This is a genomic window from Duganella phyllosphaerae (assembly GCF_001758785.1).
In the GTDB taxonomy this organism is placed as follows: Bacteria; Pseudomonadota; Gammaproteobacteria; order Burkholderiales; family Burkholderiaceae_D; genus Rugamonas; species Rugamonas phyllosphaerae.
The window spans coordinates 140,359-162,324 of the sequence record NZ_LROM01000147.1; the positions used below are offsets into that span (position 1 = coordinate 140,359).

Consider the following 21,966-nt stretch of genomic DNA (forward strand, 5'->3'; position numbering starts at 1 on the left):
GAGTCTTATGCAAACCAAACCGTTCCTGTCGCTTGCCGACGTCAAGAAAATCGCTGCCGCTGCCGAAGCGGAAGCCGTGGCCAACAACTGGGCCGTGGTGATTGCCATCGTCGATGACGGCGGCCACTTGCTGTGGTTGCAGCGCAATGACGGCGCCAACGCGCTGGCGTCGCACATCGCGCCATCGAAAGCACGCGTGGCCGCGCTGGGCCGGCGCGAGTCGAAAGTGTACGAGGACATCATCAACGGCGGCCGCACCGCGTTCCTGACGGCGCCGTCGCCGTACGCCGACGGCATGCTCGAAGGCGGCGTGCCGATCGTCGTTGACGGTCACGTGATCGGTGCGGTGGGAGTTTCGGGCGTGAAATCGACCGAAGACGCGCAGATTGCCAAGGCGGGGATTGCGGCGGTGGTGTAGTTCTAAAACCTGGATCCCCGCCTGCGCGGGGATGACGGATTTTAAGCCAGCCACTGCAAAGCCGTCATCCTCGCGCACGCGGGGATCCAATTCGGCCCATCCTGCAGCAAACCCAACTCCGATCCCGCCTTGTCAAAGCCCCGGTAACTGGTTATAATTCAAAGGTTTAGCCAATCACACCCTACCGTAGCGACTACCACTCACTCCATCATCAATTGACCTTCTTTCCGCGGTTTTACTTCGCGGGCACAACGACGGTCGTCTGACGTGGCGCAGCTACGGTAACTTTATCAGGAGTTGCCCTTGCCGCCATTTTTTTCTGGCTCCACCGTTCCAGCCATACTGGCCCTCGCTGATGGAACCATCTTCAAAGGTTTTTCGATCGGCGCTGCCGGTCATACAACCGGGGAAGTCGTCTTCAATACGTCCATGACCGGTTACCAGGAGATCCTCACCGATCCTTCCTACAGCCGCCAGATCGTCACCCTCACTTACCCGCACATCGGCAACTACGGCATCAACCCCGAAGACGTCGAGTCGTCCAAGGTGCACGCCGCCGGCCTGATCATCCGTGACCTGCCGCTGCTGGCCTCGAACTTCCGCTCCACCCAGTCGCTGGCCGATTACCTGAAGGCCGAGAACATCGTCGCCATCGCCGGTATCGACACCCGCAAACTGACCCGCATCCTGCGCGAAAAAGGCGCCCAGTCCGGCGCCATCCTGGTCGGCACCCAGGGCAACGAGCCATCGACGTCGCAAGCGCTGGACCTGGCCCGTTCGTTCCCTGGCCTGTCGGGCATGGACCTGGCCAAGGTGGTGTCGGTGACCAAGGCGTACGAGACCGTGGAAACCGAATGGACCCTCGGTGAAGGCTACGGCAAGCTGGCTGCCACCGACCAGAAATTCCACGTGGTCGCCTACGACTTCGGCGTCAAGCGCAACATCCTGCGCATGCTCACCGCGCGCGGCTGCAAGGTCACCGTGGTGCCGGCGCAAACCTCCGCTGCCGACGTCCTGGCCCTCAATCCTGATGGCGTGTTCCTGTCAAACGGCCCCGGCGACCCGCAGCCATGCGATTACGCGATTGCTGCAGCCCGTGAATTCATGGCCAAGAAGATCCCGCTGTTCGGCATCTGCCTCGGTCACCAGATCATGGGCCTCGCTTCCGGCGCGACCACCCTGAAAATGAAATTCGGCCACCACGGCGCCAACCACCCGGTGCAGGACTTGGACAGCAAGCAAGTGCTGATCACGTCGCAGAACCACGGCTTCGCGGTTGACCCCGACACCCTGCCGGCCAACTGCCGCGTGACCCACGTGTCGCTGTTCGACGGTTCGCTGCAGGGCTTTGCCCGCACCGATACTCCGGCGTTCTGCTTCCAGGGCCACCCTGAAGCATCGCCCGGCCCGACTGACGTCGCTTACCTGTTTGACCGCTTCATCGGCCTGATGGAAGCTACGGAGAAGAAATAATATGCCTAAACGTTCTGACATTAAAAGTATCCTGATTATTGGCGCTGGTCCGATCATTATCGGCCAGGCCTGCGAGTTCGATTATTCCGGCGCCCAGGCCTGCAAGGCCCTGCGCGAAGAAGGCTACAAAGTCATCCTGGTCAACAGCAATCCTGCGACCATCATGACCGACCCGGAAATGGCCGATGTCACGTACATCGAGCCGATCACCTGGCAAGTCGTCGAAAAAATCATCGCCAAGGAGCGCCCGGACGCGATCCTGCCGACCATGGGCGGCCAGACCGCACTGAACTGTGCACTGGACCTGCATCGCCACGGCATCCTCGACAAGTACAAGGTCGAGCTGATCGGCGCGACCCCGGAAGCCATCGACAAGGCCGAAGACCGCTCCAAGTTCAAGGACGCGATGACCAAGATCGGCCTGGGTTCGGCCCGTTCCGGCGTGGCGCACTCGCTCGACGAAGCGTGGGCAGTGCAGCGCGACGTCGGTTTCCCGACCATCATCCGTCCATCGTTCACCATGGGCGGCAGCGGCGGCGGTATCGCGTACAACGAAGAAGAATTCGAAGCGATCTGCAAGCGCGGCCTGGAAGCCTCGCCAACCAACGAGCTGCTGATCGAAGAGTCGCTGCTGGGCTGGAAAGAGTACGAGATGGAAGTGGTGCGCGACAAGGCGGACAACTGCATCATCATCTGCTCGATCGAGAACCTCGATCCGATGGGCGTGCACACCGGCGACTCGATCACCGTGGCGCCAGCGCAAACGCTGACCGACAAGGAATACCAGATCATGCGCAACGCCTCCCTGGCAGTGCTGCGTGAGATCGGTGTGGACACCGGTGGCTCCAACGTGCAGTTCTCGATCAACCCGGCCGATGGCCGCATGATCGTCATCGAAATGAACCCGCGCGTGTCGCGTTCGTCGGCCTTGGCCTCGAAAGCGACCGGCTTCCCGATCGCAAAAGTCGCGGCCAAGCTGGCTGTCGGTTTCACGCTGGACGAACTGCGCAACGAGATCACCGGCGGCGCCACGCCAGCGTCGTTCGAGCCGTCGATCGACTACGTGGTCACCAAGATCCCGCGCTTCACGTTCGAGAAATTCCCGACTGCCGATCATCACCTGACCACGCAAATGAAATCGGTCGGTGAAGTGATGGCGATCGGCCGCACCTTCCAGGAATCGTTCCAGAAAGCCCTGCGCGGCCTGGAAGTGGGTGTCGATGGCCTGAACGAAAAAACCAAGGACCGCGAGAAGATCGAAGAGGAACTGGGCGAGCCAGGTCCCGAGCGTATCTGGTACGTGGGCGATGCGTTTGCCCAGGGCTTCACGCTGGAAGAAGTGCACGCGCTGACCAAGATCGATCCGTGGTTCCTGGTCCAGATCAAGGAGATCGTGGACATCGAACTGTGGCTCGATACGCAAAAGCTGGACCTGCTCGACAAGCCGACGCTGTACAAGCTCAAGCAAAAAGGCTTCTCGGACCGCCGCCTGGCCTTCCTGCTGCAAACCGATGCGAAAGCGGTGCGCACCCGTCGCCACGAACTGGCGATCCGTCCCGTGTACAAGCGCGTGGACACCTGCGCGGCCGAATTTGCCACCAATACCGCGTACATGTACTCCACGTACGACGAAGAATGCGAATCGGCGCCGACCGACAAGAAAAAGATCATGGTGCTGGGCGGTGGCCCGAACCGTATCGGCCAGGGTATCGAGTTCGACTACTGCTGCGTGCACGCGGCGCTGGCGATGCGCGAAGACGGCTACGAGACCATCATGGTCAACTGCAACCCTGAAACCGTCTCGACCGACTACGACACGTCCGACCGCCTGTACTTCGAGTCGCTGACCTTGGAAGACGTGCTGGAAATCGTGGAACTGGAAAAGCCGGTGGGCGTGATCGTCCAGTACGGCGGCCAGACCCCGTTGAAGCTGGCGCTGGACCTCGAAGCGAACGGCGTGCCGATCGTCGGCACCTCGCCGGACATGATCGACGCTGCCGAAGACCGCGAGCGTTTCCAGCAGCTGCTGCATAAACTCAATCTGCGCCAGCCGCCTAACCGTACCGCCCGTACCGAAGCCGACGCCTTGGCGCTGGCCCAGGAAATCGGTTATCCGCTGGTGGTGCGTCCTTCGTACGTGCTGGGCGGCCGCGCCATGGAAATCGTCCACGAGCAGCGCGACCTCGAGCGCTACATGCGCGAAGCGGTCAAGGTCTCGCACGATTCGCCGGTGCTGCTCGACCGCTTCCTGAACGACGCCATCGAGTGCGACGTCGACTGCATCAGCGACGGCGAAACCACCTTCATCGGCGGCGTGATGGAACACATCGAGCAAGCCGGCGTGCACTCGGGCGACTCGGCCTGCTCGCTGCCGCCGTACTCGCTGGCGCAGGAGACCATCGAGGAACTGAAACGCCAGACCGCGCTGATGGCCAAGGGTCTCAACGTGGTCGGCCTGATGAACGTGCAGTTCGCGATCCAGAAGCAGGATGTGGACGGCGTGCAGCAGGACGTCGTGTACGTGCTGGAAGTGAACCCGCGTGCATCGCGCACGGTGCCGTTCGTCTCCAAGGCCACCGGCCTGCAACTGGCCAAGATTGCCGCCCGTTGCATGGTCGGCCAGACCCTGGCTGCTCAAGGCATTACCGAAGAAGTGGTGCCGCCGTACTACAGCGTCAAGGAAGCCGTGTTCCCGTTCGTCAAATTCCCGGGCGTCGATACCATCCTCGGACCGGAGATGAAATCGACCGGTGAAGTGATGGGCGTCGGTAAAACCTTCGGCGAAGCTTTTGTGAAGTCGCAGCTGGGCGCCGGCGTCAAGCTGCCAAGCTCGGGCAAGGTGTTCCTGTCGGTGAAATCGTCGGACAAGCCGCGCGCCGTGAAAGTGGCGCGCGACCTGGTCGACGCCGGCTTCTCGCTGGTGGCCACCAAGGGTACTGCTGCCGTGATCTCCACGGCCGGCATCCCGGTCACCGCGGTGAACAAGGTTGCCGAAGGCCGTCCGCACATCGTCGACATGATCAAGAACCACGAGATCGTGCTGGTGATTAACACGGTGGAAGAAAAACGCAGCGCCATCAACGACTCGCGCGCGATCCGCACGTCGTCGCTGGCCGCGCGCGTGACCACGTACACGACCATCGCCGGCGCCGAAGCGGCAGTGGAAGGCATCCGTCATCTCGACGAATTGCAAGTGTACGATTTACAAGGACTGCATAAGGCTTTACACTAAACCTTAGCCGTACCCAATTAACCACAGAGCTCACGCAGAAGTTGGCGTGGCCTCTGTGGTTTTCCATTGTAAAAACAGAGTAAACAGATATGACTTCAGTTCCACTTACCAAGTTCGGCGCAGAGCTCCTCAAAGAAGAGCTGCACCAGTTGAAGACCAAAGAACGCCGTATCGTGATCGACGCGATTGCCGAAGCGCGCTCGCACGGCGACCTGTCCGAAAACGCCGAGTACGATGCCGCCAAGGAGCGCCAGGCGTTTGTGGAAGGCCGTATCGCCGAACTCGAAGGCAAGCTCAGCGCTGCCCAGATCATCGACCCGACCACGCTCGACGCCGAAGGCCGCGTGGTGTTTGCGTCCACCGTCGATCTGGAAGACCTCGAGTCCGGCGCCAGGGTCACGTACCAGATCGTCGGCCTCGACGAAGCCGACCTGAAACTGAGCAAAGTATCGGTGACCTCGCCGATCGCCCGCGCGCTGATCGGCAAGTCCGCCGGCGACGTGGTGGAAGTGCAGGCCCCGTCGGGTCCGCGCGAATACGAAATCCTGGAAGTGCGTTACATCTGATGCTGCTAGCCCGTACCCGTTTGCTCGTGGCCACGCTGTGGGCCGGCAGCCTGTGGGGCATCGGCTATATCGCCGCGCCCACCCTGTTTGCCACGCTCACCGACCGCGTGCTGGCCGGCACCATTGCCGGCAGCCTGTTCAACACCCAGGCCTGGGTGTCGATCGCTTGCGGCGTAGCCATGCTGCTGCTGTTGTGGGCGACCAGGCCTGGCACCGAGGGCATCTTTGCCGGCCCGGCCGTCAACATGGCGGCCAAGGGACGGCGCACGGTGATGATCATCGTGGTGGTGATGCTGGCGTGTACGCTGGTGTCGCACTTCGGCCTGCAGCCAATGATGGCTGCGCTGCGCGCCGGTGCTGGTCCGGGTGGGGTGATGGAATCGGCTGCCAGGAACGAATTCGGCATCCTGCACGGCATTTCCAGCGTGATCTTCCTGGTGCAAAGCTTGCTGGCTGCGTGGCTGGTGGTGAAGCAGTAAGGATCTAAACAGCAACTTACCTACGTTAGCCGTCGATCCGTCATCCTCGCGCATGCGGGGATCCATAGAAAGCCAGAACAGTGCCGCGGTCTCAATGAGCTGAGGCTCGAATCACAGGCTCTATGGATACCCGCCTGCGCGGGTATGACGGCTCAAACGGTGACGGTCAAAGCTGAAATTACTTCGAACCCAAAGCGCTTTTCTTGCTGGACTTCTGTTGCGGCTTGGCGCGTTTGATGTTGCCGCCCTGGGTCACACGCTCATTCCCTTTAAGCAATACCTTGGTCACCGATGGACGCTTGGTGCCGCTCGGGCTAGGCTTGACGATGGTCACTTCGCGCAGGCCCTTGCCGGACGTGGAGCGTTCCTTGGTGGTTTCCACTTTCGGACGGTAGAGCACGAACAGCTTGCCGATGTGTTGCACCGGCGCCGCTTCGAGTTCCTGGCAGATGGTGTCGTACATGGCAACGCGTGCTTCACGGTCGTCGCCGAACACGCGGACCTTGATCAGGCCGTGCGAATCGAGGCCCAGGGAAATTTCCTTGAGGACATTGGGAGTCAGTCCCGCTTCGCCGATCAGGACGATGGGCTTGAGCGCGTGGGCTTCGGCGCGCAGGGCACTGCGCTCAACGGGGGTAAGTTTAATCATAATTAATTTCTGGTAGTTCTCTTAAAGGCAGTATTCTACGCGAATGGCAAAGAACAAATTAAACAAAAACTGGATTCACGACCACATTAATGATCCGTACGTGAAATTGGCCCAGAAGGAGGGCTATCGTGCCCGTGCGGCTTTCAAGCTGAAAGAGATCGACGAGGAAGAAAAACTGATCAAGCCGGGGCAGGTCATCGTCGACCTCGGCTGCACCCCCGGCAGCTGGGCGCAGTACATGCGCCGCAAGCTCGCTGGCAAGGATGGCGGCGGCGTCAATGGCACCCTGATCGGCCTCGACATCCTGCCGATGGCGCCGGTGGCGGACTTCCACTTCATCCAGGGCGATTTCCGCGAACCGGAAGTGTTGCAAAAAATGGAGGAAGTGCTGCAAGGCCAGAAAGTGGACCTGGTGCTCTCCGACATGGCGCCCAACCTGTCGGGCATCGCCGACAGCGACGCTGCGCGCATGGAGCACCTGATCGACCTGGCCATCGAATTTTCGCAGGCCCACATGAAACCTTCGGGCGCCTTGCTGGTCAAATGTTTTAAAGACATGGGTTTTAACGACATCGTGCTGAAATTCCGCAAGGAATTCAAAACCGTGACACAGAAAAAACCCAAGGCCAGCCGCGACAAATCATCTGAAATTTTCCTGCTCGGACGTGGCTTGAAAAACCCGACCGACAGCATGGCGTCCGCAGTACCGTACGAAATCGACGATTTCGCGCCGATTCGCCCTGAAGTTGACTGATTTACCCTTGATATTCGTGCTGCAGGCCGCATATCGGCCAAGGTGAGGCATTTTTATCTTGATCGAGCGCTAATTTTGATCAAATAATGTGTGCTTGCGCCGGGTTCGCGCCCGGCAGAGGAGTGGGCTTCTGGCACCGCCTGCTTATTGCGAGTAAAATCGGGTTTCTAGCTATAGGTTAAGAGATGCGCCCTGCATCCAAGGAGTTTTCGTGAATAACATGTTTTCCAAGTCAGCCATTTGGGTAGTCGTCGTACTGCTCCTGCTCATGCTGTACAAGCAGTTCGATAGCCATGGCGTTGCAGCTGGCGCCCGACCTATTCCATACTCCGAACTGCTCGACGCAGTAAAAGCCAAGAACATCAAGGAAGTCGTCATTGAGGGCACCAGCATCACCGCCGTCAAGAGCGACGACACCAAGGTGCGCACCACCGCTTCCATCCTCGACCGCGGCCTGATCGGCGACCTGCGCGACAACGGCGTCAAGTTCGACATCCGTCCGCCAGAAGAGCCAGGTTTCCTGCAGCAAATCTTCGTCTCGTGGTTCCCGATGCTGCTGTTGATCGGTGTGTGGATTTTCTTCATGCGTCAAATGCAGGGCGGCGGCAAGGGTGGTGCGTTCTCCTTCGGCAAATCGAAGGCGCGCATGCTGGACGACAGCAATAACTCGGTCACCTTCGCTGACGTTGCCGGTTGCGACGAAGCCAAGGAAGAAGTGAGCGAGATCGTCGATTTCCTGCGCGATCCAAGCAAATTCCAGAAACTGGGCGGCCGTATTCCACGCGGCGTGCTGATGGTCGGTCCTCCGGGCACGGGTAAAACCCTGCTGGCCCGCGCGATTGCCGGCGAAGCCAAGGTGCCGTTCTTCTCGATCTCTGGTTCGGACTTCGTTGAAATGTTTGTCGGCGTGGGTGCTTCCCGTGTCCGCGACATGTTCGAGAACGCCAAGAAACACTCGCCATGCATCATCTTCATCGACGAGATCGACGCAGTCGGCCGTCACCGTGGCGCCGGCATGGGCGGCGGTAACGACGAACGCGAACAGACCCTCAACCAGTTGCTGGTGGAGATGGACGGTTTCGAAGCGCAATCGGGCGTGATCGTGATTGCCGCCACCAACCGTGCCGACGTGCTCGACAAAGCGCTGCTGCGTCCGGGTCGTTTCGACCGTCAGGTGTCGGTCGGTTTGCCGGACATCCGTGGCCGCGAACAGATCCTCAACGTCCACATGCGAAAAGTGCCTATCGGCACCGACGTCAAGGCTGACATCCTGGCCCGTGGTACGCCTGGCTTCTCGGGCGCCGACCTGGCCAACCTGGTCAACGAGGCTGCGCTGTTTGCCGCCCGCCGCGCCAAGCGCCTGGTCGACATGGCCGACTTCGAAGATGCGAAAGACAAGATCTTCATGGGTCCTGAGCGCAAGTCGATGGTGATCCGCGAGGAAGAGCGTCGCAACACCGCTTACCACGAGTCCGGTCACGCTGTTGTCGCCAAGCTGCTGCCGAAGGCCGATCCGGTCCACAAAGTGACCATCATGCCGCGTGGCTGGGCCCTGGGCCTGACCTGGCAGCTGCCGGAACACGACCGCATCTCGGGTTACAAGGACAAGATGCTTGAAGAAATTTCCATCCTGTTCGGCGGTCGTATCGCGGAAGAGATTTTTGTCGGCCAGATGTCCACCGGCGCCTCGAACGACTTCCAGCGCGCCACCAAGCTGGCCCGCTCGATGGTGACCAAGTTCGGTATGTCCGATTCGCTGGGCGTGATGGTTTACGAGGACGAGCAGAACGACGGCTTCATGGGTGGCAGCAACAAGACCATCTCGGAAGCCACCCAGCAAAAGGTCGATGCGGAAATCCGCAACATCCTCGACCAGCAATACGCGCTGGCGCGTCAACTGCTGGAAGACAACCGCGAAAAAGTCGAAGTCATGACCAAGGCGCTGCTCGACTGGGAAACCATCGATGCAGACCAGATCAATGACATCATGGCCGGTCTCGAGCCGCGTCCGCCTAAACCAGGCGTGACCATCCGCAAGCAGCCACCGAGCGATGGCGGCTCCGGCGTCTCGCCGACCGTGACCGCACCAGCGTAAGCCTGCGGCAGGCACTGAGCACCCAAGGGTGAGGAGCGATCCTCGCCCTTTTTCTTTACTGCGTTTATTTTTTTGCACATGCGATCCACATTCCAGTTTGGCCGTTTTAACTACCCGCTGCAGGGCGCAGGGCGGCGCCCACGCGTCATGGGCATCCTCAACGTCACCCCCGATTCCTTTTCCGACGGCGGCAATTACCAGGCGCTCGAGTTTGCGCTGGGCCATGCCGAGGCGATGATCGAAGAGGGCGTCGACATCATCGACATCGGTGGCGAATCCACCCGGCCCGGCTCGCCGCCGGTATCGCTGGAGGACGAGTTGCAGCGCGTGATGCCGGTGGTGTATGCGCTGCGCGACATCGGACCCGCCATCTCGGTTGATACCTACAAGCCGCAGGTGATGCGCGAAGCGATTATTGCCGGCGTCGATATGATTAACGATATAAACGGTTTCCGTGAACCGGGCGCCATCGATGCGGTGCGCGACAGCGACTGCGCGCTGTGTATCATGCACATGCAGTCCGATCCGCAACACATGCAACTCGCACCGAGCTACGGCGACGTGGTGGCCGAAGTGATCGCCTTCCTGCGCGAACGAATCGACGCCTTGCTCGGCGCCGGCATTGATCCGCGTCGATTGTGCATCGATCCGGGTTTTGGCTTCGGCAAGACGGTGGAGCATAATTACGCCTTGCTCAAGGCGACCGGCCGCCTGATCGACGAGACCGGCATGCCGCTGCTGGCGGGCCTGTCGCGCAAATCGATGATCGGCGCGGTCACCGGCAAGCCGGTGGAGCGGCGCGCGGCCGGCAGCGTGGGCGGCGCCCTGGCGGCGGTGGCGCAAGGCGCCATCATCGTGCGCGTGCACGACGTGGCCGACACGGTGGACGCGCTCAGGGTATGGCAAGCGGCACAATAAAAGACATAAGACATAAGACATAAGAAATAACAGACAAAGAAAGAGCACAGACATGGCACGACAATATTTCGGCACCGATGGTATCCGCGGCCTGGTGGGCGTCTCGCCCATCACGCCTGACTTCGTCATGCGTCTCGGCTACGCGGCCGGCAAGGTGCTCGCTGGTAAAGCCAGTGGCACCGTCAGCAAGCGTCCTACCGTACTGATCGGCAAGGACACGCGCATCTCCGGCTACATGCTCGAAGCCGCGCTGCAGGCGGGCCTGGCAGCGGCCGGCGTGGACGTGATGCTGGCCGGCCCGATGCCGACGCCGGCGATTGCCTACCTGACGCGCGCGCTGCGCCTGTCGGCCGGCGTGGTGATCTCGGCGTCGCACAATCCGTTCCAGGACAACGGCATCAAGTTCTTCTCCGACCAGGGCACCAAGCTGCCCGACGCGGTCGAACTGGAAATCGAAGCGGCGCTCGCGCATCCGATGGACTGCGTGGCGCCGGAAAAACTGGGCCGCGCCAAGCGCCTGGACGACGCCCAGGGCCGCTACATCGAATTTTGCAAGAGCACCTTCCCGAACGAGCTCGACCTGCGCGGCCTGAAGGTAGTGGTCGACTGCGCCCACGGCGCCGCCTACAACATCGCCCCGCACGTGTTCCATGAACTGGGCGCGGAAGTGATCGCCATCGGCAACAAGCCGGACGGCTTCAACATCAACAAGGCCCACGGCGCCACCGCGCCCGAAGCGATGGCGGCCGCCGTGCGCGCCCACGGCGCCGATCTCGGCATCGCCCTCGACGGCGACGCCGACCGCCTGATCATGTGCGACGCCAACGGCCGCCTCTACAACGGCGACGAGCTGCTGTACCTGATGGTGATCGACCGCCTGGCCACCGGCCCGGTGGCCGGCGCCGTCGGCACCCTGATGACCAATATGGCGGTGGAAGTGGCGATCAAGCAGAAAGGCGTGGGTTTTGCGCGCGCCAAGGTTGGCGACCGCTACGTGCTGGAAGTGATGCAGGAAAAGGGCTGGCTGCTGGGCGGCGAAGGCTCGGGCCACCTGCTGTGCATCGACAAGCACACCACCGGTGACGGCATCATCTCGGCGCTGCAAGTGCTGTCCGCGCTCAAGCGCGCCGGCCGCTCGCTGGAAGAGGCGACCGCCGAGCTGGTGCTGTTCCCGCAAACCCTGATCAACGTGCGCGTCACACCCGGCTTCGACTGGACCGCGAACGCCGCCATGGTGGCCGAAAAAGAACAGGTCGAGCGCGAACTGGGCGACACCGGCCGCGTGCTGATCCGCGCCTCCGGCACCGAGCCGCTGATCCGCGTGATGGTGGAAGCGCGCAACGCCGACCACGCCAGGTCGATGGCCCAGCGCATCGCCGACAAGATCGACGTCAAGCTGGCCGCCTGATTAGTTCGATTTTGCAAGATACTTCGGGGCGTCCATTGACGCCGACGCCCCGGAGGATTAGAATGCTGTCTTCGGAGTGTAGCGCAGCCCGGTAGCGCACCTGGTTTGGGACCAGGGGGTCCAAGGTTCGAATCCTTGTACTCCGACCAAAAACACTAAACGGGTTGTCCTAGACAACCCGTTTTTCATTTCTGCGGCGAATTCTCGCTGTACAAAAACTGCCCATAGCTCAGTTGGATAGAGCATCAGCCTTCTAAGCTGAGGGTCGCAGGTTCGATTCCTGCTGGGCAGGCCAACCTTATCAAAGTATCCGCAAGAGCCCGCGCATCGACTGTCGCCTGGGTTCACACAGTCTCGCGCTCACGTGAGTCGCACGGCGACTCCCACACGCCCAGACAAGCGGCCAGCGCCGTTGCAGATGGCTGCGGTGTTACGGCCGGCGCTGCGCCGTCGCTACGGCCTCAAGACATTCAAGGCGTGACTGGCCGAGGCTTCTGGTGCTGCGCCAGGCGCTTCTCTTGTGCAGCGGTATCGGTTACAGGCACAGTAAAAGTGGCCCAGCACTTGGTGGGCGCCGCGCACAGCATTTGCACGATGGCGTCGCGGTGTTCCCACCGCGCAGTGCGGCCATCGTCGCTCACGGGCGCGCCGAAGCGGGCCGAGATCGACTGGAATATCGTTTCGCGCTCGGTACCCTCGGCCAGCACTTTGATGCGCGTGACAGTCAGGTCTTTTTTCACCGCCATCTCGTACCAGCCGCGCGCTGCCCAGAGCGGGCGGGAATCGGGATCCGGCAAGTGAACACTGCCCCAGCGCCCGCCGCTCTCATCGCTGCGCGGACTGGCCCGCCAGCAAATTTGCCCGGCCTTCTCGTTGTTGAGCGGGCAGATGGCGGGTGCAGCAGCCAGCTTGCCATTGAAAGGAATGCCCAGCACTTGCGTAGGCGCAGCTGCGGCAGCGAGCGGCAGGGCTGTCATGACGAGCGCTAAAAGAGTTTTCATGGCGAGGATTCTGAATGTAGTTGCCTTGTAGTCGACCGATTTGGCCGACTACATTGCATTTTACGGACATTCAGCGTCGCCTAAACCTGGTACACAAGCGAAAAGCGGGCTCTTACCATTGGATTGCTTTCATGGTTGACCGCCGTCGCGCAAGCGTGCGGTCGACTATTGCGGCGTCAACATCTGCTTGGCATACCGCAGTCCCACGCCGTAACCACCGCCATTTTTCTCCACCACCGCGCGCGCTGCGTCGTAGGTGTCGTGGCGGGTCCAGTCGCGTTGCAGTTCCAGCAGCACTTGCAGCCAGCTGGTCGGTTGTGCGCCCTTGGCGGTCATGCGTTGCAGCGCCAGGTTGTGGCCCACTTCGGTGAGGCCACCGCAGGCGTCGCCGGCGACGTAGCATTCGTAGCCCGCTTCGATGGCGCTGAGCACGGCAAAGCTGATGCACGCCTCGGTCAGCATGCCGGAGAAGATCAGTTTCTTGCGGCCGGTGGCGACGATGGCCGCTTGCACCGCCGGGTCTTCCCAGGCGTTCATGTTGCGGCGTTCCAGTACCGGGTGGTCGGGAATCAGGGCGTGCAAGTCGGGCAGCAGGGGGCCGCTGTAGACCTTGCTGGCCGAGGTGCTGGCAACGATCGGCAGCGAGAACGCCAGCGCCGCTTCGAGCAGGGCCACGGAATTGTTGAGCAGGGTCTGGCGGTCCATCGATTGCACGGCAAATTGCAGGCCGGCTTGCTGGTCGAGCAGGACCAGTGCGCAGTTGTTGGGAGTGAGTAAGTCTTGCATGGTGTGCTTTCGCAGGAGGGGGGGAGAGCTTCCGATTGTAGGCATGTCCTCCCGCCGGCATAACCCGCGATGTGGGAGGGCGCCTTTCCCTCCTTGGTATCATTTCAGATTGGCAGAAGGCGTGCGGCGCTGTATGCTGCGGCGGCTGACAACCATCACGAAAGACCACTCATGAAACTGCTGTCCACCGCCATCCTCGGTTTGACCCTCACGCTCGCCTTGACCGCCTGCAACAAAGAGAAAACTCCACCTGCCGCCGACACCCCGGCCGCCGCCTCGACCCCAGCGGCCGCGCCGACCGCTGAGGTACCAACTTCGGCACCCGCCGCTGCCCCGGTCGCCGCCACCGAACTGCAAAAGATCGACACCGTTGTCGGCACCGGCAAGGAAGCCGTGGCCGGCGCCACCGCAGTGGTCCACTATACCGGCTGGCTGTTCGTGCCTGCCGCCCCGGACCGCCACGGCGACAAGTTCGACTCGTCGGTCGGCCGCGAGCCGTTCAGCTTCCCGCTCGGTGGCGGCCAGGTCATCAAGGGCTGGGACGAAGGCGTGCAAGGCATGAAAGTGGGCGGCAAGCGCACCCTGATCGTACCGGCCAGCTATGGCTACGGCGAGCGCGGCGTGGGTCCGATTCCACCGAACTCCAACCTGATCTTCGACGTCGAACTGCTCGACGTGAAGTAATGCAGAACTAGCCAGTCGAGTCTTGCGCCGACATCCAGATGGACTGAGCGTTCCTCCGCGATGAGGTCAAATGTTCGCGGGAGATTTCAAGTCTCCTGCGTGCGTGCATATCCTGGTCGAGCTTGATTTAAGCTTCGGTGGAATCGCTGGCGGTGAATCGGCGGAGCAGGCCGGTCATCAGGCCTCCCTGACTTAGGTCGGGTTTTGGCAGGTAATGCCGCGTATTCCGGCGACCATTGATCGCATACCGGAGCAAGATAGAGAGATACTCAATCTTCTTTCAGTGGTGTATCCATGACTACTACACGACAATTAAGCATCACCCTCCCTTTGGAGTTGGCGGATGCGGTCCAGGCCAAAGTGGCAACCGGCGAATATGGCACGGAAAGCGAAGTGATCCATAGCGCGCTTTCCGTCTACAAAAAGAATGCCTTTATTGCATTCGCGGTTGATGATGCGAACTTCGAGTATTGGTATTGAGCACACCCAGCTGCTGCAAGGCCCGCAACCGCACCGGCTCCGGATTTTGCCGCCGCACCGGCAACCGCGCCGGCAGCGTCATGCCGTGGTGGCCAGCAGGCGCTGTGCTTGCGCCGTGCGTGCAGCCTTGCGGGCCGGCGCCGCAGCCATTGCCGCGCCCGGTTCGGTCTTGAACACGCCCACCGCCTGGTTCAATTGCACTGCCTGCTCTTGCAGGATATCGACCGTGCCCACCGCTTCTTCCACCAGCGCGGCATTCTGCTGCGTCACCTGGTCCATCTGGGTGATGGCGCGGTTGACTTCCTCGATGCCCACGCGCTGCTCTTCGCTGGCGCTGGCGATCGATTCGACCATGTCGGACACGCGCTTGACACTGTTGACGATGTCTTGCATGGTGCTGCCCGCGTGTTCGGCCAGCTCGGTGCCGGTGTGGATGCGTTCGACCGATTCGTCGATCAGGGTCTTGACTTCGCGCGCGGCGGTCGAGCTGCGCTGGGCCAGGTTGCGCACCTCGGTGGCGACCACGGCAAAGCCGCGACCCTGTTCGCCGGCCCGGGCCGCTTCCACGGCCGCGTTCAGGGCCAGGATATTGGTCTGGAAGGCGATGCCGTCGATGACGCTGATGATCTCTTCGATCTTGCGCGACGACGCGTCGATGGCGTTCATGGTCTGCACCACCTGGCCGACGATCTCGCCGCCCTGGCTGGCCACGCCGGAGGCTTCGCGCGCCAGCTTGCTGGCGTTGCGGGCGCTGTCGGAATTCTGCTTGACGGTGGCTGTCAGCTCTTCCATTGCCGACGCGGTTTCTTCCAGCGAGCTGGCCTGGTCCTCGGTGCGGCTCGACAAGTCCTGGTTGCCTGCCGAAATCTGGCTGCTGATGCTCGATACTGCCTGGGCTGCGTCATGCACCTCGGTGACGGTGGCGCGCAGGTTGCCGCTCATCTTGACCAGCACCGCCATGATGCTGTCGCGGTCGCCATCGCGCAGCGTGACTTGGTGGTACAGCTCGCCACGGTCGACGGCATTCGCCAGCGCTTTCACCTGTACCGGCTCGGCGCCCAGCGCGCGCAGCAGGTAGTGCGAGACGCGCCACGCCACCACCGCGCCAACTACCAGCGCGATCGCCACGGCCAGCAGGGCCAGCGACTGGAAGTTGTGGGCGCCGTGGCGCGCGAGGGCCGATTCGGCCTCGGTCATTTTTTCTTCCTGGTCGATAAAGCCGTTGATGCTGGCCAGCCATTCGATGAAGGCCGGCTTGGCCTGGCGCAGCATCATATCGCGCGCGCCGTCGATGTCGCCGGCGCGGCGTGCTTCGATAATCTTTTTCACCAGCGGCATGGTGCGTGCTTCGTTCTGCTTGATCTTGTCGAGCCAGGCGCGCTCTTCTGGCATCACCTTGGCTTTCACCTGCGACATCAGGGCGTCCATCGGCCGTGCCGACTGCTGGTAATCGCCATCGAGCTTGTCGATCAGGGCGACCACGCCGGCCAAGTCTGCATCGGCCACCAGGGTGACGTCGCGCAGGGCGATGGCGCGGTCGTGCACGCTGCCACGGAAATTGATTGCATAGCGCTGCTTGACGTTATTGACCTCGCCTATGTGCTGCAGGCTGCTGTCGATGGCGTTGACCTTGACGACGCCCAGGGCGGTCAAGGCCAGCATCATGGCCAGGACGATGCCGAAGCCGATGCGCAGGCGGGCCGCGACGCCGAGGCCGGTGTGATTGTTTTCCATGGTATTCCTTGAGTGGCAGCGACGATAGTGGCGCTGATGCCGCTATCATATTGCCTAAAGCCAACCCTGTTAAGTTTACAGATTAAATATACCCAATAGAGATTTCCTATTGGCAATAATTTGTTGTTCTCGTGGAGGGGCGATTTACTGCAGGTAGCGGGCGATGGCAAATACCGCCGCCGTGAGGGCGATGGCGGTGCCGATAAACCACTTGAGCAGGGTATTTTCCATTTTAACAATCTTGGTTTCCAGCTTTGCGATGTCCTCCTTGGTTGCATAATTAGACTTGATCACCGCCACGTCGGCCTCCAGCACACTCAACCTGTCATTGATTTGATCGAACTCGGTTTTGTCGGTGAGCATGGCGAACCTCCGGGTGGCTGAACTTGTTGGACTGCCCCTCGTGGACAAAGTTCACTCGGTCCGCCTGCACACATCCCTAGCGCGTGCCCGGCATCACCTGCACTTCGATGCCCGAAAACATGGACGGTGCGTGGTACACGCGCTGGGTCGCCTTCTTGAAATCCTCGGGCTTGGCCTTGGGAATATCGACAAACGTCTGCGGGTTCAAATCCACCAGCGGGAACCACGAGCTCTGGATCTGCACCATGATGCGGTGGCCTCGGCGGAACGTGTGGTTGACGTCGGCCATGCTGAAATTGACCGGCTCGACCTTGCCAGGGGTGAACGGTTCCGGCTTCTCGAAGCTGTTGCGGAACTTGCCGCGCAGCGGATCGCCGCGCACCAGTTGCTGGTAGCCGGCCATCGGAATGGCTGGCTTGGCAACGTCGCTGCGTGGACTATCGGGCTTGTCGGCCGATGGATAATCGTCGGGATAGACGTCGATCAGTTTCACCACCCAGTCGGCATCGGTGCCGGTGGTGGAGACGAACAGGCGCGGTTTTACCGGACCGCTCAGGGTCACGTCTTCTTCCAGCGGCTCGCTGCGGTAGGTCAGCACGTCGGTCCGGCTCGCGGCAAAGCGCTGGTCGCCCACCATGTATTCCTTGGGCACGCCGATGGCCGGATAGCCGGTGTACGGCACTGGCTTGCGTGGATCGGCCACGTACTCGTCGTAACCGTCGCCACCGCCGGCGGCCGGCTGCTGCCATGCCAGCGTGCCGTTGGCGCCCAGGTACAGGGTGCGCGCCTGGGCTTGCTTGGGTGGCCAGGCCGGGTACTCGCGCCAGACGTTGCTGCCGGTCTCGAAGGCGTGCACTTCGGCCAGTTTCGAGCTGGACACGCCTTTCAGATGCTGTTCGAAGAACGGGAACTCGATGTTTTTACGGAAATATTCGCCGGTCTTGGCGCCGAACTGCACGCTGCCCAGGCTCTGGCCGTCGTAGCGGCGCCAGCCGCCGTGCGACCATGGTCCCATCACCAGCCCGCTGTATATCCCTGGATTGTTGCGCTTGATGGCATGGTAGGTGGTAAGCGGCCCCTGCAGGTCTTCGGCGTCGTACCAGCCACCCACGGTCAGCACGGCGGCCTTGATGTTTTTCAGGTGGGGCGCGATGGCGCGGGTTTTCCAGAAGTCGTTATAAGTCGAATTGGCGATCGTCGGCATCAGCAAGGCGCGCTGGGCGGCGGTCATGGTGTCGGTGATATTCGACAGCGTCAGGTGCGACAGGAAGAACTGGTAGCCGTCGGGCGTGCCGTAGTCGAAGTTGGTCCAGCTCTTGGGCAGTGGCGTTGGATTCTGTGCTTCGACAAACGCCGCGTAAAAGTCGAAATTGGCCGCCAGCATGAAGGCGCCGCCATGGTAGGAGTCGTCGTTCATGAACAGGTCGGTCACCGGCGCCTGCGGCGAGGCGGCCTTGATGGCCGGGTGCGAGTCGATAATGCTGGCCGAGGTGTAAAAGCCCGGGTACGAAATGCCGAGGATGCCGACCTTGCCATTGTTGTTGGGGACGTTTTTCAGCAGCCACTCGACGGTGTCGTGCATGTCCTCGCTCTCGTTGCCTTCGCCCTTGGCGCGGCGCGGATTGACGTGCGGCGTCATTTCCTGCCATTTGCCTTCCGACATGTAACGGCCGCGCACATCCTGCTGGACGAAGATATAGCCGCTGCGCTGGAACTCCGGCGACGGCCCCAGCCGCGTCGGATAGAAATCGACGCCGTAATGGAGTTCATCGTCGGCATGCACGCCGGCGCTGTATGGCGTGCGTTCCATCAGGAACGGGTAGCGCTGGCTGGCGTCCTTGGGCACGTACACGGCCGTAAACAGGCGGGTACCGTCGCGCATCGGGATGCGGTATTCATACTTGGTGTATTGCTCGCGCACGCTGGCAGCGGTGGAGGCGGCCGGCCCATCGGCGGCGTGGGCCGGTATCAAGGCAAAGCCCAGCATCAAGGAAAGGGCGAGGGAATGGAGGCGGTGGGTCATGGTCTTCCTGTGGTCTGATCAGCAAACTTGCCTAGTGTAAGGGCAGTGGATAACTTTCGCTGCGTTAATTTTGCGCACAGCAAAATTTCCATTTAAAAACAAATGCTTGGTCGGCGGTCGGCTGGCTTGTTAACAGGCTTATCCACAGAATCTGTTAACAACAGCGATTTTGTGTAAATGTGTCTATCGAGACAACTAGTTTGCAATATTGATCATTGTGTTAGTTAGCGAACAGTTGACTCCGCTACAACTCTATATTGTCCAGCTACCGGTGCTGCGTCACCGGATTTGCAACTAACAATCTCTCTCTACGGAATGACTATGAAACTTAAAAATATCCTGATCGCATCGATGATCATGGGCGCCAGCGCAATGACCTCGTCGGCCTTCGCCGCGAACATTGGGGATACCGAGCAGGCTGTTCTGGTCAGCAACAACGCCGGTGGTTTCCAGACCGTGGTCGGTAACACCTTTACCGCCGGTCAGACTTCCGACGTGTTCAACGACCGTTTCACCTTCACCCTGAACGGCAACTACAACGCTGCCGGCACCCTGAGCTCGACCTTCCTGAGCACCAACCCGATCCAGGATCTGGTAATCAACGGCTTCAGCCTGGTGAAATACGATCCAGTCACCCAGGCCGTCATCTCGACCTACGCCGGCACCAACGTGCTCGGTTCGGGCGCGGGCACCGAAGACTACTGGAAGTTCAGCGCCAACGGCCTGAGCGCCGGCAGCTACTACCTGTCGGTCAACGGCCTGGTACAAGGCGCGGGCGGCGGTTCGTACTCGTCGAACGTCAACCTGGCCATGGCGCCAGTGCCAGAAGCCGAAACCTACGCGATGATGATCGCCGGACTGGGCCTGCTGGGCGTGGTCGCACGTCGCCGCAAGGCTGCCAAGCAAGCGTAAGCTGAGCTGGGTTTGAGTTGCTGCGGGGCGGGCGCGCAAGTGTCCGCCCCGCAGTCGTATACGTCCGCATGTGCCAGAATACGCCGTGGCGCCGCCCGGCGCCGTCACTCCCGGAGCATCATGGACGACCGCTATTTTTACCAACCCGCGCAAGGCCATGGCCTGCCGCACGATCCCTTCAACGCCATTGTCGGACCGCGCCCCATCGGCTGGATCGCCTCGCAATCGGCTGTCGGCGTGCGCAACCTGGCGCCGTACAGTTTTTTCAACGCCTTCAATTACACCCCGCCGCTGATCGGCTTTGCCAGCATCGGCCGCAAGGACACGCTGCGCAATATCGAGGAAACCGGAGAGTTTGTCTGGAACCTGGCCACGCGCCCGCTGGCCGAGTCCATGAACGCCAGCTGCGCACCGGCGCCGCCAGAGGTGGACGAGTTTGCCCTGGCCGGCCTGGCCACGGCGCCGTCGCGCATCGTCGGCGTGCCGCGCGTGGCGGCCAGCCCGGTCGCCTTCGAATGCAAGTGCAGCCAGATCATCCGCCTGCAGGGCGCAGCCGGCGACGTCACCGATACCTGGCTGGTGATGGGGGAGGTGGTGGGAGTACACATCGCGCGCGAACTGCTGCGCGATGGCATTTACGACACGGCCGGCTCGCAAACCATCTTGCGCGCCGGCGGTCCGGCCGATTACTTCGAGATCACGGCCGCCAACCTGTTCCAGATGCGGCGGCCGGACTACCCATGAATCAGTAGGTGTAGAACATCTGCTGGATCGCCTTGGTGTCGCTGGTCCTGGTCAGCGCCAGCATCAGCAGAATGCGCGCCTTTTGCGCACTCAGCGTATCGGCCGCCACGAAATCGAGTTCGTCGTCGTTGGCTTCGCCGTTGCGCGCCAGGATGCCCTGGCCTACGCGGCTGGCGCGCACGATCACTACGCCCTGCTTGCGCGCGGCCACCAGCGCGGTTTTGACGGTCGCTGCCAGGCTGCCGTCACCGACGCCGGCGTGGATGATGCCCTTGGCGCCCGCCGCCACCAGCGCATTGAGCGCCACCGGCCCGACGTTGGCGTAACCATAGACGATATCGACCTGTGGCAATGATGCCAGGCGGCTGACATCGAACTCGGTGTCAGCGGTGTGCTTGCGGGTGGAGGCGCGGTAAAAATACGGCTTGCTGCCCTGGATGTAGCCGAGCAGGCCCAGTTCCGGCGTCTTGAAGCTGTCCGGCGTGGAGGTGTTGGTCTTGCTGACATCGCGCGCGCTGTGGATCTGGTCGTTCAGCGCCACCAGCACGCCTTTGCCGACTGCTTCCTTGCTGGCGGCCAGCAGCACCGCGTTGTACAGGTTGATCGGGCCGTCGGCCGACAGCGCCGTACCGGGCCGCATGGCGCCCACCACCACTACCGGCTTCCTGCTCTTGACCGTCAGGTCGAGGAAATAGGCGGTTTCTTCCAGCGTGTCGGTGCCATGGGTGATGACGATGCCATCGACGTCCGGCTGCGCCAGCAGCGTGTTGACGCGCTTGGCCAGCGTGAGCCAGTGTTCGTTGGTCATGTTTTCGCTGGCGATCTGGAACACCTGCTCGCCCTTCACCTGCGCCACCTTCGACAGTTCCGGCACGGCCTTGATCAGGGTATCGACACCGACCGTGGCAGCGGTGTAACCGACCGTGGTGGTGGAGCTGGCGCCGCTGCCGGCGATGGTGCCGCCGGTGGCCAGGATGGTCACGTGGGCCAGCTTTTCCGCCGCCCCCGCATAACTGCCCAGCAACATGGTGCAGGCCAGCAGGGTTTGGACGGTACGTACCAGACGGTCGGGAAGGTTGTGTGACATGCGGTCGGTCTCCGATTGTTGTAATGTAAAGCTGACCAGTTTAACAAAATCGCAGGCTGTCAACAATGCGGGAGGCTGGCGCGTTACAGGTCAACTGGGAGAGTACCAAGGGCCGGGCAGGTCGATTAAAATCGGTCCCAGGGTACACAAGATGAGAAAA

At 61.5% G+C, this 21,966-nt stretch carries 19 protein-coding genes, 2 tRNA genes and 1 pseudogene; 15 read left to right on the plus strand and 7 right to left on the minus strand.

Features of this window, described 5'->3' with window-relative positions:
- Window positions 1-7: 7 nt before the first annotated feature.
- From DUPY_RS24680 to DUPY_RS24700, 5 genes are all read left to right on the plus strand, one after another.
- Window positions 8-418 carry a GlcG/HbpS family heme-binding protein gene (locus tag DUPY_RS24680; protein ID WP_070251787.1) on the plus strand — a complete coding sequence of 137 codons (411 nt, stop codon included), beginning with the start codon at window positions 8-10 and terminating at the stop codon, window positions 416-418.
- Between the two features lie 303 nt (window positions 419-721).
- Window positions 722-1,891: a glutamine-hydrolyzing carbamoyl-phosphate synthase small subunit gene (gene carA, locus DUPY_RS24685; protein ID WP_070251788.1), complete on the plus strand. Its 1,170-nt coding sequence runs from the start codon at window positions 722-724 to the stop codon at window positions 1,889-1,891.
- 1 nt (window position 1,892) lies between these two features.
- Complete coding sequence (gene carB, locus DUPY_RS24690; RefSeq protein WP_070251789.1) at window positions 1,893-5,123, plus strand: carbamoyl-phosphate synthase large subunit; 3,231 nt, start codon at window positions 1,893-1,895, stop codon at window positions 5,121-5,123.
- Between the two features lie 89 nt (window positions 5,124-5,212).
- The gene (greA, locus tag DUPY_RS24695; RefSeq protein ID WP_070251790.1) at window positions 5,213-5,689 is read left to right on the plus strand and encodes a transcription elongation factor GreA; all 477 of its coding nucleotides are present in this window, start codon (window positions 5,213-5,215) and stop codon (window positions 5,687-5,689) included.
- On the plus strand, window positions 5,689-6,168 hold the full coding sequence (locus DUPY_RS24700; RefSeq protein ID WP_070251791.1) for a DUF4149 domain-containing protein: 480 nt from the start codon (window positions 5,689-5,691) through the stop codon (window positions 6,166-6,168). The genes greA and DUPY_RS24700 overlap by 1 nt, the downstream gene beginning before the upstream one ends.
- Before the next feature lie 178 nt (window positions 6,169-6,346).
- Here DUPY_RS24700 and DUPY_RS24705 read toward each other — a convergent pair whose 3' ends face one another.
- On the minus strand, window positions 6,347-6,817 hold the full coding sequence (locus DUPY_RS24705; protein ID WP_070251792.1) for a YhbY family RNA-binding protein: 471 nt from the start codon (window positions 6,815-6,817) through the stop codon (window positions 6,347-6,349).
- Window positions 6,818-6,860: 43 nt separating this feature from the next.
- On the opposite strand from DUPY_RS24705, the gene DUPY_RS24710 reads away from it, so the two are divergent.
- The 6 genes from DUPY_RS24710 (at window position 6,861) to DUPY_RS24735 (ending at window position 12,287) form a co-directional block, all read left to right on the plus strand.
- Entirely contained in the window at window positions 6,861-7,571 is a 711-nt protein-coding gene (locus DUPY_RS24710; protein WP_070251793.1) for an RlmE family RNA methyltransferase, read from the plus strand.
- 211 nt (window positions 7,572-7,782) lie between these two features.
- A complete protein-coding gene (gene ftsH, locus DUPY_RS24715) occupies window positions 7,783-9,666 on the plus strand; it encodes an ATP-dependent zinc metalloprotease FtsH (protein ID WP_070251794.1) in 1,884 nt (627 codons plus the stop codon).
- 78 nt (window positions 9,667-9,744) lie between these two features.
- Window positions 9,745-10,584: a dihydropteroate synthase gene (gene folP, locus DUPY_RS24720; RefSeq protein WP_070251795.1), complete on the plus strand. Its 840-nt coding sequence runs from the start codon at window positions 9,745-9,747 to the stop codon at window positions 10,582-10,584.
- Window positions 10,585-10,636: 52 nt separating this feature from the next.
- Window positions 10,637-11,992 (plus strand): phosphoglucosamine mutase, encoded by a 1,356-nt coding sequence (gene glmM / locus DUPY_RS24725; protein WP_070251796.1) that lies wholly within the window; start codon window positions 10,637-10,639, stop codon window positions 11,990-11,992.
- Window positions 11,993-12,064: 72 nt separating this feature from the next.
- A tRNA-Pro gene (locus DUPY_RS24730) sits at window positions 12,065-12,141 on the plus strand.
- A gap of 69 nt (window positions 12,142-12,210) precedes the next feature.
- Window positions 12,211-12,287: transfer RNA gene (locus DUPY_RS24735), tRNA-Arg, on the plus strand.
- A 175-nt stretch (window positions 12,288-12,462) separates the two neighbouring features.
- On the opposite strand, the gene DUPY_RS24740 is transcribed toward DUPY_RS24735, so the two are convergent.
- Both DUPY_RS24740 and DUPY_RS24745 read right to left on the minus strand, forming a co-directional pair.
- Window positions 12,463-12,993: a hypothetical protein gene (locus tag DUPY_RS24740; RefSeq protein ID WP_141749656.1), complete on the minus strand. Its 531-nt coding sequence runs from the start codon at window positions 12,991-12,993 to the stop codon at window positions 12,463-12,465.
- 165 nt (window positions 12,994-13,158) lie between these two features.
- Window positions 13,159-13,779, minus strand: a complete 621-nt coding sequence (locus DUPY_RS24745; protein WP_070251798.1) for a hydrolase — start codon at window positions 13,777-13,779, stop codon at window positions 13,159-13,161.
- A 171-nt stretch (window positions 13,780-13,950) separates the two neighbouring features.
- Between DUPY_RS24745 and DUPY_RS24750 the strand changes: the two genes are divergently transcribed.
- Both DUPY_RS24750 and DUPY_RS28080 read left to right on the plus strand, forming a co-directional pair.
- On the plus strand, window positions 13,951-14,463 hold the full coding sequence (locus DUPY_RS24750; protein WP_070251799.1) for an FKBP-type peptidyl-prolyl cis-trans isomerase: 513 nt from the start codon (window positions 13,951-13,953) through the stop codon (window positions 14,461-14,463).
- 294 nt (window positions 14,464-14,757) lie between these two features.
- Window positions 14,758-14,874: pseudogene (locus DUPY_RS28080) on the plus strand (ribbon-helix-helix domain-containing protein); the annotation flags it as partial.
- 147 nt (window positions 14,875-15,021) lie between these two features.
- Here the strand turns inward: DUPY_RS28080 and DUPY_RS24760 are convergent.
- From DUPY_RS24760 to DUPY_RS24770, 3 genes are all read right to left on the minus strand, one after another.
- On the minus strand, window positions 15,022-16,677 hold the full coding sequence (locus DUPY_RS24760; RefSeq protein WP_070251801.1) for a methyl-accepting chemotaxis protein: 1,656 nt from the start codon (window positions 16,675-16,677) through the stop codon (window positions 15,022-15,024).
- A gap of 144 nt (window positions 16,678-16,821) precedes the next feature.
- Window positions 16,822-17,040, minus strand: coding sequence for a hypothetical protein (locus tag DUPY_RS24765; protein WP_070251802.1), 219 nt, complete (start codon window positions 17,038-17,040; stop codon window positions 16,822-16,824).
- Between the two features lie 76 nt (window positions 17,041-17,116).
- Window positions 17,117-19,063 carry a CocE/NonD family hydrolase gene (locus DUPY_RS24770; RefSeq protein WP_070251803.1) on the minus strand — a complete coding sequence of 649 codons (1,947 nt, stop codon included), beginning with the start codon at window positions 19,061-19,063 and terminating at the stop codon, window positions 17,117-17,119.
- A 321-nt stretch (window positions 19,064-19,384) separates the two neighbouring features.
- Between DUPY_RS24770 and DUPY_RS24775 the strand changes: the two genes are divergently transcribed.
- Entirely contained in the window at window positions 19,385-19,975 is a 591-nt protein-coding gene (locus tag DUPY_RS24775) for an FxDxF family PEP-CTERM protein (protein WP_070251804.1), read from the plus strand.
- A gap of 120 nt (window positions 19,976-20,095) precedes the next feature.
- Window positions 20,096-20,719 (plus strand): flavin reductase family protein, encoded by a 624-nt coding sequence (locus DUPY_RS24780; RefSeq protein WP_070251805.1) that lies wholly within the window; start codon window positions 20,096-20,098, stop codon window positions 20,717-20,719.
- Window position 20,720: 1 nt separating this feature from the next.
- Here the strand turns inward: DUPY_RS24780 and DUPY_RS24785 are convergent, their stop codons facing one another.
- Entirely contained in the window at window positions 20,721-21,806 is a 1,086-nt protein-coding gene (locus DUPY_RS24785) for a type II asparaginase (protein ID WP_070251806.1), read from the minus strand.
- Window positions 21,807-21,966 lie beyond the last annotated feature (160 nt).

Excerpts from the sequence above, each read along its gene's own strand:
- DUPY_RS24750 (WP_070251799.1), top strand. The coding sequence starts at position 13,951 with ATGAAACTGCTGTCCACCGCCATCCTCGGTTTGACCCTCACGCTCGCC.
- DUPY_RS24740 (WP_141749656.1), bottom strand. The coding sequence starts at position 12,993 with ATGAAAACTCTTTTAGCGCTCGTCATGACAGCCCTGCCGCTCGCTGCC.
- DUPY_RS24760 (WP_070251801.1), bottom strand. The coding sequence starts at position 16,677 with ATGGAAAACAATCACACCGGCCTCGGCGTCGCGGCCCGCCTGCGCATC.
- DUPY_RS24770 (WP_070251803.1), bottom strand. The coding sequence starts at position 19,063 with ATGACCCACCGCCTCCATTCCCTCGCCCTTTCCTTGATGCTGGGCTTT.
- carB (WP_070251789.1), top strand. The coding sequence starts at position 1,893 with ATGCCTAAACGTTCTGACATTAAAAGTATCCTGATTATTGGCGCTGGT.
- glmM (WP_070251796.1), top strand. The coding sequence starts at position 10,637 with ATGGCACGACAATATTTCGGCACCGATGGTATCCGCGGCCTGGTGGGC.
- DUPY_RS24700 (WP_070251791.1), top strand. The coding sequence starts at position 5,689 with ATGCTGCTAGCCCGTACCCGTTTGCTCGTGGCCACGCTGTGGGCCGGC.
- DUPY_RS24780 (WP_070251805.1), top strand. The coding sequence starts at position 20,096 with ATGGACGACCGCTATTTTTACCAACCCGCGCAAGGCCATGGCCTGCCG.
- DUPY_RS24680 (WP_070251787.1), top strand. The coding sequence starts at position 8 with ATGCAAACCAAACCGTTCCTGTCGCTTGCCGACGTCAAGAAAATCGCT.
- DUPY_RS24745 (WP_070251798.1), bottom strand. The coding sequence starts at position 13,779 with ATGCAAGACTTACTCACTCCCAACAACTGCGCACTGGTCCTGCTCGAC.
- DUPY_RS24765 (WP_070251802.1), bottom strand. The coding sequence starts at position 17,040 with ATGCTCACCGACAAAACCGAGTTCGATCAAATCAATGACAGGTTGAGT.
- DUPY_RS24785 (WP_070251806.1), bottom strand. The coding sequence starts at position 21,806 with ATGTCACACAACCTTCCCGACCGTCTGGTACGTACCGTCCAAACCCTG.
- DUPY_RS24705 (WP_070251792.1), bottom strand. The coding sequence starts at position 6,817 with ATGATTAAACTTACCCCCGTTGAGCGCAGTGCCCTGCGCGCCGAAGCC.
- greA (WP_070251790.1), top strand. The coding sequence starts at position 5,213 with ATGACTTCAGTTCCACTTACCAAGTTCGGCGCAGAGCTCCTCAAAGAA.
- DUPY_RS24710 (WP_070251793.1), top strand. The coding sequence starts at position 6,861 with ATGGCAAAGAACAAATTAAACAAAAACTGGATTCACGACCACATTAAT.
- DUPY_RS24775 (WP_070251804.1), top strand. The coding sequence starts at position 19,385 with ATGAAACTTAAAAATATCCTGATCGCATCGATGATCATGGGCGCCAGC.
- folP (WP_070251795.1), top strand. The coding sequence starts at position 9,745 with ATGCGATCCACATTCCAGTTTGGCCGTTTTAACTACCCGCTGCAGGGC.